Genomic DNA, 11260 nt, shown 5'->3' on the forward strand with positions numbered 1-11260 from the left:
CGGCAGTGGCCGGCGTCCGGGCCGCGCCCGCGTGGCGGCCCGCGCCCCGACCGGTGCCCGCCGCCGACCTGCTCCCCGAGCGGGCGCTGGCCGGTGACGCGGAGGCGCGTCGGCGGCTGCGCCATGACGTTTACGCGACGCTGGTGCGCGCCGGCGGCGAGCTGCTGGAGACGCTGGACGCCTTCTTCGCCGCCGGGGGGACGCTGGAGAGCGCGGCCCGGGCGCTGTTCGTGCACCCCAACACGGTGCGGTACCGGTTGCGACGGATCGCCGAGGTGACCGGGTTCTCCCCACTCACCGCGCGCGACGCGTACGCCCTCCAAGTGGCGCTCACCGTCGGCCGGCTGGACCCGGTGGTCCCGGTGGTCCCAACCCAGACAATGCCCCCACCCGTCAGGAAAACATCACAGACAGGTGACGACTCCCACCGATCTTTGTAGGATCTCCACAAAGGTTCTAGTGCGGTTTGGTCGGGGGCCGCACAGCGCTACCCACAGGTATCCAGGAGAGTCATAGACGTGCTCGCCGTACTCTCCCCCGGCCAGGGTTCCCAGAAACCCGGCTTCCTGACTCCCTGGCTCGACCTTCCCGGCGCCGAGGCCCGCCTGCGCTGGTGGTCCGCGCTCGCCGGGGTCGACCTCGTGCACCTCGGCACGGTCGCCGACGCGGACGAGATCAAGGACACCGCCCGCACCCAGCCGTTGCTGGTCGCGGCGGCGTTGCTCGCCGCCGAACACCTGCCGATGTACGACGTACCGCTGACCGCCGGCCACAGCGTCGGCGAGCTGGGTGCGGCGGCGCTCGCCGGGGTCCTGCCGGCCGAGGCGGCGATCACCCTGGCCGGCGTACGCGGCCGGGAGATGGCCGCCGCCTGCGCGCTGGAGCCCACCGGGATGGCCGCCGTGCTCGGCGGCGAGCCGGACGAGGTGCTCGCCGCCATCGAGGCGCACGGGCTGTACCCGGCCAACCGCAACGGCGCCGGCCAGATCGTCGCCGCCGGCGCCCTCGACGGGCTCGACAAGCTCGCCGCCGAGCCGCCGGCCCGGGCGCGGATCACCCGGCTGAAGGTGGCCGGCGCGTTCCACACCCCGTACATGGCTCCGGCCGAGACGGCGCTGGCCGGGGTGGCCGCCGGGATCACCCCGACGGACCCCACCCGCATCCTGCTGTCGAACCTGGACGGGTCGGCGGTCAACCACGGCCGGGAGATGCTGCAGCGGCTGGTCCGCCAGGTCACCGCGCCGGTCCGCTGGGACCTCTGCATGCGGACACTGGCCGACCTGGGCGTGACCGGCGTGATCGAGCTGCCCCCGGCGGGCACGCTCGCCGGCCTCGTCAAGCGGGAGCTGAAGAGCACCGGGGTGCCGGAGATCGTCACCCTCAACACCCCGGACGACCTGCCCGCCGCACGTGACCTGATCGCCCGGCACAACGGCCTGCGCGGCCACGAGCCGGTGATCCAGTTCCGGGTGGTCGTCTCCCCCGCCGCCGGCACCTTCGAGCCCGCCGCCGACCTCGCCGAGGGCGCCGACCTGCGTACCGGACAGGTGATCGGGCACGTCGTCACCCGGCAGGGGCCGGTCGAGGTGACCGCGCACGACAGTGGGCTGCTCACCGAGTGGCTCGCCCACCACGACGACCCGGTCGCGCCGGGCCAGCCGCTCGCCCGCATCGGCGGTCAGGTATGACCCCGACGACCGGACCGCGCGCCTCGCGGTCGCACACGGAAGGACAGCGCCGATGACCGGCAGCCGGATCGTCTCCCTGGGGCACTACCAGCCGTCCCGGGTGGTGACCAACGACGAGCTCGCCCAGTTGGTGGAGACCAACGACGAGTGGATCCGCGACCGGGTCGGCATCGCCACCCGGCGGATCGCCGACGGCGAGACCGTGGCCGACATGGCGGCGGCGGCCGCCGGCAAGGCCCTGGCGAACTCCGGCCTCTCCGCCGCCGACATCGACCTCGTCGTGGTGGCGACCTGCACGTCGGTGGACCGCAGCCCCAACGTGGCCTGCCGGGTCGCCGCGAAGCTCGGCATCGCCGCCCCGGCCGCGTTCGACGTCAACACCGCGTGCTCCGGCTTCGCGTACGCGCTGGGCACCGTCGACCACGCGATCCGGGCCGGCGCGGCCCGCAACGCCCTGGTGATCGGCGCGGAGAAGCTCTCCGAGTTCGTCGACTGGACCGACCGCTCGACCTGCATCATCTTCGGCGACGGCGCGGGCGCCGCGGTCGTCACCGCGACCGGCGACGGCGAGCCGGTCGGCGTCGGCCCGGTGGTGTGGGGCTCGGTGCCCGAGAAGGGCGACGCGGTCCGCATCGAGGGTTGGCGCCCGTACATCCAGCAGGAGGGCCAGTCGGTCTTCCGCTGGGCCACCACCGCGCTGGCCCCGCTGGCCCTGCAGGCCTGCGAGCGGGCCGGGGTGGCGCCGTCCGAGCTGGCCGCGTTCGTGCCGCACCAGGCCAACGCCCGCATCATCGACGGCATCGCCAAGCGGCTCGGCATCCCGGACGCGATCATCGCCAAGGACATCGTCGAGTCCGGCAACACGTCCGCGGCGAGCGTGCCGCTGGCCCTGTCCAAGCTGGTCGAGCGGCGGGAGGTGCCCTCGGGCGCCCCGGTGCTGCTCTTCGGCTTCGGCGGCGGCCTGACCTACGCCGGTCAGGTCGTCCGCTGTCCCTGAACCCGGCACGGTTTCCACCGTGCCGCACCGCCATCCGGCGGAAGAACAACCCCCGATGAGAGGAACCAACCGCAATGACCCGTGACGAGATCACCGCCGGCCTCGCCGAGATCCTCGAAGAGGTTGCCGGGGTGAACCCGGACGACGTGGCCGAGGGGAAGTCCTTCACCGACGACCTGGACGTCGACTCGCTCTCCATGGTGGAGGTCGTGGTGGCCGCCGAGGAGAAGTTCGGCGTCAAGATCCCCGACAACGAGGTGCAGAACCTGAAGACCGTCGGGGACGCCGTCAGCTACATCGCGGCGCAGTCCTGACCATGGCTCACACAGACGTCGTCGTCACCGGGCTCGGCGCGACCACCCCGCTGGGCGGGGACGTCGCGTCGACCTGGGACGCCATGCTCAACGGCCGCTCCGGGGTGAGTGCGCTCACCCAGGAGTGGGCCGAACAGCTGCCGGTCCGGATCGCCGCCCGGCTCGCGGTCGATCCGGACGGCCTGCTGGACCGGGTGAAGCTGCGCCGGCTGGACCGTTCCGAGGCGATCGCGATCATCGCCGCGCAGCAGGCCTGGGCGGACGCCGGCCTGGCCGACTCCGGGCTGGACCCGGAGCGGCTCGGGGTCAGCGTCGGCTCGGGCATCGGCGGGGCGCTGACCCTGCTGGCCCAGGACGACATCCTGGAGGCGTCCGGGCCGCGGCGGGTCTCCCCGCACACCATCCCGATGCTGATGCCCAACGGTCCGGCCGCCTGGGTCGGGCTGGAGTTGGGCGCCCAGGCGGGCGTCCACTCGGTGGCCAGCGCCTGCGCGACCGGCGCGGAGGCGATCGCGCTCGGCATGGACATGATCCGTGCCGGCCGGGCCGACGTGGTCGTGGCCGGCGGCACCGAGGCGGTCATCCACGCGCTGCCGATCGCCGGCTTCTCGTCGATGCGGGCGATGTCGACCCGCAACGACGACCCGGAGCGGGCCTCCCGCCCGTGGGACAAGGGTCGCGACGGCTTCGTGCTCGGCGAGGGCGCCGGCATCCTGGTGCTGGAGCGGGCCGAGCACGCCGCCGCGCGCGGCGCCCGGGTGTACGCCCGGCTGGCCGGCGCCGGTCTCACCTCCGACGGCTACGACATCGTGCAGCCGCACCCGGAGGGCGCAGGCGCGGTCCGGGCCATCGCCCGGGCCATCGCCGACGCGGACGTGGCGAAGTCCGACATCGTCCACGTCAACGCGCACGCCACGTCGACCCCGGTCGGCGACATCGCGGAGATCAAGGCGCTGCACCAGGCGCTCGGTGACCACCCGGTGCTGACCGCCACGAAGTCGATGTCCGGGCACCTGCTCGGCGCGGCCGGCGCGCTGGAGTCGATCGCCACCATCCTGGCGATCCGCGACGGCGTGGTGCCGCCGACGATCAACCTCGACGACCCGGACGACGGCCTCGACCTGGAGGTGGCCGCCAACAAGGCGCGCCACATGGACATCCCCGCCGCGCTGAACAACTCGTTCGGCTTCGGCGGCCACAACGTGGCTCTCGTCTTCACGCGGGCCTGAGACCACTGCCTTGGAGGCGCTCGTGACCACCACCGCCGTCGGCGCGGAGAGATCCACCGTCGACCACCGAGATCCGGAGCTGCGGCTCCGGAACCTGTTCGACGCGGGCTCGCTGCGCCTGCTCGCCCCCCGGGACACCTCCGGGGTGCTGTGGGCGCGGGGCGAGATCGAGGGCACGCCCGCGATCGCGTACGTCACCGACGCGACGAAGATGGGCGGCGCGATGGGCACCGAGGGGTGCCGGCACGTCGTCGACGCGATCGACACCGCCGTGCGGGAGCGGGTGCCGGTGATCGGTCTCTGGCACTCCGGCGGGGCCCGGCTGGCCGAGGGCGTGGTCGCGCTCGACGCGGTCGGCCAGGTCTTCGCCGCGATGGTCCGGGCCTCCGGCCGGGTGCCGCAGATCTCCGTGGTGCTCGGTCCGGCGGCCGGCGGCGCCGCGTACGGGCCGGCGCTGACCGACATCGTGATCATGAGCGGTGCCGGTCGGATCTTCGTGACCGGTCCGGAGGTCGTCCGCAGCGTCACCGGCGAGCAGGTCGACATGGAGCGCCTCGGCGGCCCCGAGCCGCACGGACGGCGCTCCGGCGTGGTGCACGTGACGTGCAAGGACGACGAGGCGGCGATGGTCGAGGCGCGCAAGCTCGCCGCGCTGCTCGGTCACCAGGGCCGGCTCTCCCCGGACGACGTGCCGGTGGGCGACGAGAACCACGACCTGGCCGCGAAGATGCCGGCCGAGACCAACCGGGCGTACGACGTGAAGCCGGTGGTCAAGGCCCTGCTCGACGCCCCCGGCGTGGAACTGCACGCCAAGTGGGCGCCGAACGTCGTCACCACGCTGGGCCGGTTCGCCGGCCGGACGGTCGGCGTCATCGCCAACAACCCGCTGCGCCTCGGCGGCTGTCTCGACGCGTCCAGCGCCGAGAAGGCGGCGCGCTTCGTGCGGATGTGCGACTCGCTCGGCGTTCCGCTGATCGTGCTGGTCGACGTCCCCGGCTACCTGCCCGGCCTGGGCCAGGAGTGGGACGGCGTGGTCCGGCGCGGCGCGAAGCTGCTGCACGCCTTCGCCGAGGCGGTGGTGCCGCGGGTGACGCTGGTGACCCGCAAGGCGTACGGCGGCGCGTACATCGCGATGAACTCGCGCTCGCTGGGCGCGACCGCCGTGTTCGCCTGGCCGAACGCGGAGGTCGCGGTGATGGGCGCCAGCGCGGCGGTGAACATCCTGCACCGCAAGAAGCTCGCCGCCGCACCCGCCGAGGAGCGGGAGACGCTGCGGGCGCATCTGATCGAGGAGCAGACCCGGGTGGCCGGCGGCGTCAACCGGGCGCTGGAGATCGGCGTGGTGGACGACGTGATCAAGCCGGAGGAGACCCGGCGCCGGATCGCCCAGGCCCTCGCCGCCGCACCGGCCGCCCGCGGCGCACACGGCAACATCCCGCTGTAACGGTGCGAGGAAGGGCCCCCTCTTGACGCCTCGCGCAGAGGAGGGGGCCCTTCTTCACGCCCCTTGACGATGACCTCCCCGACCGGTTTGCTGTACCGGCTGAAGATCCACAACGGGGAGTGACACACCATGGCACGTCGTACCCGCGCCGCCCTGACGGCCGCGCTCATCTGCACGCTGCTCGCCGGCTGTGGCGACGGTGGCGAGGCCGGCACGCCGGCGCCGGCCGCCACCGGTGAGCCCTGGTACGACGAGATCACCGCCGCCGAGGCCGCCGGAGAGGCCGGCGGAGCCGGCACACCCTGCCCCCTGCCGGTCACCTTTCCGGTGCCGAAGAGCTGGAAGCCCAAGCCGGTCGAGGCACCGGACGACGAGACCGCCACCGAGGTCTTCGAGGCGCTCGCCCGCCGCGGCGGCACGACGGCGACGTGCGAGGTGGACGGGCGCCGCGCCGGCGGGGGCTTCCTGCGCGTGTGGATCGTCGACGCGCCGGCTGCCGAGCCCCGGGCGGCGCTGGAGGCGTTCGTCGCCGGCACCGAGGACACCGTGTCCGATCAGCAGTTCCGCGAGGTGAAGGCCGGCGGCGTGGACGCGGTCGAGGCGACCTGGGTGGAGACCAGCAAGCTGCTGGAGGAGGACGACCGCAGCTGGGCGCTGGCGCTCCGGGCCGGCGACCGCACCCTGGTCCTCGCCATCGGTGAGGGCCTGCTGGCCGAGCGGACCGACGTGCTGCCCGCGTACCGGCTGGCGGTCTCCGGGCTGCGCCCGAACGCCTGACCGTACGTCCGCGGTCTAGAGCCGGCAGGTCGTGGCGGGCAGGCCGGTCACCGGCACCGGGGACCGGCCGGTGGGTCGGAGCTTGCCGGCCAGCACGCCGGCGAGACCGGTCATCGACGCCCGGCTGGACGAGTACGTGGCCAGCAGCGTCGGCGACGTCGCCTCCGCCAGCACGTACGGGGTGTCCATGGCCACCGTCACGGCGGCGTCGGCGCGCAGGTCGCCGGCCTTGTCCCCGTACCCGACCAGGTGGACCACGGTGCCACCGCTCGGCACCACCCGGACCCCGGCCGCGGTGAGCGCCTCGGTCAGCGCCTTGCGGGTGTGGTCCCGCCCGCCGGACGACGTGACGGTCACCGGCCCCGGGACCGCCTTGCCGCACGCGCCCCGCAGCACGGTCACCGCGGCGGCGGCCAGGTCCCCGGCCGCCTTCCGGTGGGCCGGGGCGTTGAGGGCCGACAGCTCCGGGGTGGGGCTGCCGGCCAGGCGGAACTTCATGGTCAGCACCCGGGTCGCCGCCTCGACCAGGCGGGGCCGCGGCAGCTGACCGTCACGCAGCGCGGCGAGCAGCCCGTCGTACGCCTGGCCGACGTGCGGCGGCATGAGGATCAGGTCGTTGCCGGCGGTGAGGGCGCGGACCGCCGCCTCGCCGGGCGACCACCGCTTGGCCGGCGGCATGTTCATGCCGTCGGTCACCACCACGCCGGTGAAGCCGAGCTGCCCCCGGAGCACCTCGGTGAGCAGCTTGTGGGAGAAGGTGGCCGCCGTGCCGGGGTCGACCGACCGGGCGTCGAGGTGGGCGGACATCACCGCCATGGCGCCCGCGTCGATGCCGGCGGTGAACGGCGGCCATGCCCCGCGCTCCAGCACCGCGCGGGACTGCCCGAGCACCGGCAGGTCCTTGTGCGAGTCGGCGGCGCTGTGCCCGTGCCCCGGGAAGTGCTTGACGGTGGCCGCGACGCCGGCGGCCTGGAGGCCCCGGACCGCGCCGGCGACCTGCGCGGCGGACCGCTTCGGGTCGGCGCCGTACGACCGGGAGCCGATCACCGTGCTGCGGGTGGCCAGCACGTCGGCGACCGGAGCGAAGTCGAGGTTGATCCCCATCGCGGCCAGTTCGGTGCCGGCGGCACGCCAGGCGGCCTCGGTCAGCTCCGGCCTGCCCGCAGCACCGGCGGCGAGGGCGCTGGGCAGCAGCGTGACGCCGTCGGTGATCCGGGTGACCACCCCGTGCTCCTGGTCGGTGCCGACGAGGAAGGGCGCCGCACCGGCGGGCAGTTTCCCGGCCGCCGTACGCAGCCCGGTGGTCAGGGCGCGGACCTGCTCCGGGTTGTCGACGTTGGTCGTCTCCTGGTTGCCGCTGGTGGGGTCGTCGGCGCTGAAGCCGACCAGGATCAGGCCGCCCAGCCGGTACTTCGCGATCATCTCGGCCGGCGTGTCGACACCGGCCAGCTTCTGGTTGCCGGCCGCGGAGCCGGGCGAGACGGCGGTGGCGGCGTCGCCGTAGGCGTACGGCATCAGCACCTGGCCGACCAGGTCCTCGTCGGCGAGGGTCGCGACCAGCGCGGCGGCGCGGGCGGCGGGGTCGTCGGCCGGGACGCTCGCCGTGGGGGTCGGCGCGGCGGCCGTGGTGCTGCCGGTCGACGGGGTCGGACCGGGACGGTCCGCCGGACCGGAACAGCCGGAGGCCAGGAGCGCGGTCAGGGCGACGAGCACGACGCCGACCCGTCGCGGAGAAATCGACACCGAGTCATCCCACCAGTTCGACGCTAATCGGGGCAACCCGACCCTACGCGCGCCCACGGGACGACCGCCGCCCAGAACCCGCCGCGAGGCGCCACCGGGCGGAGGTCAGCCGACGCGGGTGAGCAGGGTCACCGGAGCGCCGTCGCCGGCGTACCGGTAGGGCTCCAGCTCCGCGTCCCAGGCGGTGCCGAGTGCCTTGTCCAGGGCGTGCGCCAGGGCCTCCGGAGCGCGCGCGGTCGCCATGATGCTCCGCAGCCGGTCCTCGCCGAGCTGGATGTCGCCGGCCGCGCCCACGGTGGCCCGGAACAGGCCACGACCGGGGACGTACATGAAACGCTCTCCGTCGGCGCCGGGGCTCGGCTCCTCGGTCACCTCGAAACGGATCATGGGCCACTGCCGGAGGGCAGCAGCCAGCTCGGCGCCCGTTCCCGGACGGCCGGTCCACCCGCACTCGGCCCGGCGGGCGCCGGGATCGGCGGGTTGAGCCGTCCACTCGAGGTTGACCGGCGCGGCAAGGACGCGCGCGATCGCCCACTCGACGTGCGAGCACACGGCGAGCGGGGTCGAGTGGACGTATACGACGCCACGCGTTGGCACGGTGACCTCCCGGAGAGCGAGGTGCGTCTTCCCCTACGACCTCGTCCGTCCGAGTGGTTCCGGAACTCATGATGACTGGTGTGACGGATGGTGCGCCAGAGAATCGGAAAATTCGCCGCCGGAATAGCCGGACGGGTGACCGCCGTTGACCCCTCACGACGCGATGACCAGCCAGGCATCGAGGTCGTGTACAGTTCCATCGGCGGCCTGTGCCGCGCACATCTTCCGCGGGCCCACCCACCGGTGCCGTCCGCACAGCCCCCGGACGTTTCCGCGTCCTCCCGTACGTCTTGCAAGGAGTACCTCCGTGGCGAGCAACACCTCTAAGACCGCGCGCGCGTCAGTCCGGGCCGGCCAGGCTGGCCAGGGTGGCGCCCTCAGCGTGCTGGGCGAGTTCAAGTACGTCATTCCGCTCAACGGCGGCAAGCACGCCTACGTGCGGAACCTGACCAACGGCAAGACCGCGCACCTGCGCACCGACTCCGAGGCCTTCGTCGAGGAGATCCGGGTGCTGGCCGCGGCCGGTCACGCCGCCAAGATCCGGGCCGAGATCAACGCCCTCAACGCCACCCACCCGGGTGACGGCTGGGACGCCACCGAGAAGCGCCTCGTCGAGGCCGGCGTCTTCGAGGGCTGAGCCCCTCCCCCATCGCGACAGAAGGAAACGCCCGTCGGGACCCCGTCCCGGCGGGCGTTTCCGCGTCCGCGCCCGCGCCCGCGCCCGCGCCACCCCACCGTGTTGACCGGGGGCCCCTCCTCTACCTGAGGCGTTAAGCGGGGGCCCTTCCTCTCACTTCACCGCAGGAGGGTCACCTCGCCGGTGGCGAGGTCGTAGAGGGCGCCGACCACGTCGACCCGACCGGCGGCGACCGGCCCGGCCAGCAGGTCGTCGGCGCGCAGCGCGCCCACCGTCCGCAGCACGTGCCGCCGGATCGCCACCGCGTGGACCTGCGGGTCGTCCGGGCCCGCCTCGACGACCGCCGGGGCGATCTCGTCGACCAGGTAGGCCAGGTCACCGCCGGGCCGTGGACCGCTGCGCAGCGCGTCGACAGTCGCGGCTACCGCGCCGCAGCGCTCGTGGCCGAGCACCATCACCAGCGGTACGCCGAGCTGGCCCACCACGTACTCGATCGAGCCGCGGACGGCCCGGTCCAGCACGTGTCCGCCGGTGCGGATCACGCAGATCGAGCCGAAGGTCTGGTCGAAGATCGCCTCCAGCGGCACCCGGCTGTCGATGCAGCCGAGCAGGACGGCGTACGGCTCCTGGTCGCCGGAGGCGGACGCGGCGGCGGCGGTCACGTCATGCCCGTGGATGGGCTGCCCGCTGACGAACCGCCGGTTTCCGGCCAGCAGGTCGGCCAGCGCGGCCCGGGGCGTACGCATGCCCTCAGCGTGACCGGTGCCGACCCGTCGACGGGTCGGGTTGCGAATCTTCTCACCGGCACGGTTGGCGTGGTGTCATGACGGGTAGCCGGTGTTACCGCCGGGTACCCCCGGTGTTCGATTCGCTCGGCCTGGGGAGGTGACGATGCCGGAGATCCACGAGGTACGTCTTCCCGATGACGTCCGCCTGCACGTCGAGGTGACCGGACCGGCGGACGCCGAGGTCACCGCCGTACTGCTGCACGGCTGGACCCTGGACGGGCGGGCGTGGCACCGGCAGCTCGACCGGCTGCGGGAGCATTTCGACGGCGCGGTGCGGGTCGTCACGTACGACGCCCGTGGCCACGGCCGGTCCAGCTGCATGGCGCTGCCCACGGCGACACTGGCCCAGCTCGGGGACGACCTGGCCGCGGTGCTCGACGCGGTGGTGACCGACGGGCCGGTGGTGCTGGTGGGGCACTCGATGGGCGGCATGACGATCATGGAGTACGCGCACCGCCACCCCGAACACTTCGCCACCCGGACGGCCGGGCTGGTCTTCGTGTCCACGACCGCCGAGGGCCACACGCACACCGTCTACGGCCTGTCGCCCCGGATCGCCCGGTTGATCCGGCTCGCCGAGACCACCGGCGCCGGGGTGCTGGCCCGGTGCGGCGCGTGGCGTCCGCCCCGGCCGCTGCTGCGGGCGCTGCGGCCGAGCATCCGGTGGATGCTCTTCGGCGACCGTTGCGACCCGACCGACATCCGTCTGGTCACCTCCGCGGTGGCCCGCGCGTCGCTCCGCTCGATCGGCGGGTTCCGGGCCTCGATCGGGGCCCAGCACCGGCTGGAGACCCTCGCCCGGCTGGCCCACCTGCCGGCGGCGGCGCTGGTGGGCGACCGGGACCGGCTGACCCCGCCGCCGTGCGCCGAGTCGATCGCCGCCGCGCTACCGGCGACCGAGCTGACGGTCTGCCCCGGCGCCGGGCACATGCTGATGATGGAGCGCCCCGACGAGGTGAACGAGGCGGTGACCGGCGTGCTGCGCCGGGTGCTGGACCGGCCGGCGGCGGAGCGGGCGGCGTCCGGGTCCCCGGCGGTGGCCGCGG

Annotated in this window: 12 protein-coding genes; 9 read left to right on the forward strand and 3 right to left on the reverse strand. The window is 74.0% G+C overall.

The features are described from left to right. From AB0I76_RS13195 to AB0I76_RS13225, 7 genes are all read left to right on the forward strand, one after another. On the forward strand, positions 1 to 440 hold a 440-nt coding region (locus tag AB0I76_RS13195), incomplete at its 5' end, for a helix-turn-helix domain-containing protein (protein WP_357034126.1). Positions 441 to 518: 78 nt separating this feature from the next. After that, the gene (locus AB0I76_RS13200; protein WP_357034128.1) at positions 519 to 1688 is read left to right on the forward strand and encodes an acyltransferase domain-containing protein; all 1170 of its coding nucleotides are present in this window, start codon (positions 519 to 521) and stop codon (positions 1686 to 1688) included. Positions 1689 to 1740: 52 nt separating this feature from the next. Further along, positions 1741 to 2685, forward strand: a complete 945-nt coding sequence (locus tag AB0I76_RS13205) for a beta-ketoacyl-ACP synthase III (RefSeq protein ID WP_357034130.1) — start codon at positions 1741 to 1743, stop codon at positions 2683 to 2685. A 74-nt stretch (positions 2686 to 2759) separates the two neighbouring features. Continuing rightward, on the forward strand, positions 2760 to 2999 hold the full coding sequence (locus AB0I76_RS13210; RefSeq protein WP_088972559.1) for an acyl carrier protein: 240 nt from the start codon (positions 2760 to 2762) through the stop codon (positions 2997 to 2999). 2 nt (positions 3000 to 3001) lie between these two features. After that, positions 3002 to 4228, forward strand: coding sequence for a beta-ketoacyl-ACP synthase II (gene fabF, locus AB0I76_RS13215; protein ID WP_357034133.1), 1227 nt, complete (start codon positions 3002 to 3004; stop codon positions 4226 to 4228). A gap of 22 nt (positions 4229 to 4250) precedes the next feature. Next, positions 4251 to 5672, forward strand: coding sequence for a carboxyl transferase domain-containing protein (locus AB0I76_RS13220; RefSeq protein ID WP_357034135.1), 1422 nt, complete (start codon positions 4251 to 4253; stop codon positions 5670 to 5672). 129 nt (positions 5673 to 5801) lie between these two features. Further along, positions 5802 to 6449, forward strand: coding sequence for a lipoprotein (locus AB0I76_RS13225; protein WP_357034137.1), 648 nt, complete (start codon positions 5802 to 5804; stop codon positions 6447 to 6449). A gap of 15 nt (positions 6450 to 6464) precedes the next feature. On the opposite strand, the gene AB0I76_RS13230 is transcribed toward AB0I76_RS13225, so the two are convergent. Both AB0I76_RS13230 and AB0I76_RS13235 read right to left on the reverse strand, forming a co-directional pair. Further along, entirely contained in the window at positions 6465 to 8192 is a 1728-nt protein-coding gene (locus tag AB0I76_RS13230; protein WP_357034139.1) for a glycoside hydrolase family 3 N-terminal domain-containing protein, read from the reverse strand. A 105-nt stretch (positions 8193 to 8297) separates the two neighbouring features. After that, complete coding sequence (locus AB0I76_RS13235) at positions 8298 to 8789, reverse strand: DUF3145 domain-containing protein (RefSeq protein WP_357034141.1); 492 nt, start codon at positions 8787 to 8789, stop codon at positions 8298 to 8300. A gap of 307 nt (positions 8790 to 9096) precedes the next feature. On the opposite strand from AB0I76_RS13235, the gene AB0I76_RS13240 reads away from it, so the two are divergent. Continuing rightward, entirely contained in the window at positions 9097 to 9426 is a 330-nt protein-coding gene (locus tag AB0I76_RS13240; RefSeq protein WP_357034143.1) for a hypothetical protein, read from the forward strand. A gap of 158 nt (positions 9427 to 9584) precedes the next feature. Here the strand turns inward: AB0I76_RS13240 and AB0I76_RS13245 are convergent, their stop codons facing one another. Continuing rightward, positions 9585 to 10172, reverse strand: coding sequence for a carbonic anhydrase (locus AB0I76_RS13245; protein ID WP_357034145.1), 588 nt, complete (start codon positions 10170 to 10172; stop codon positions 9585 to 9587). A gap of 145 nt (positions 10173 to 10317) precedes the next feature. On the opposite strand from AB0I76_RS13245, the gene AB0I76_RS13250 reads away from it, so the two are divergent. After that, positions 10318 to 11260 (forward strand): alpha/beta hydrolase (locus AB0I76_RS13250; RefSeq protein WP_357034146.1); only part of this gene is annotated, 943 nt, incomplete at its 3' end.

This window comes from Micromonospora sp. NPDC049799 (genome assembly GCF_040656655.1).
In the GTDB taxonomy this organism is placed as follows: domain Bacteria; phylum Actinomycetota; class Actinomycetes; order Mycobacteriales; family Micromonosporaceae; genus Micromonospora.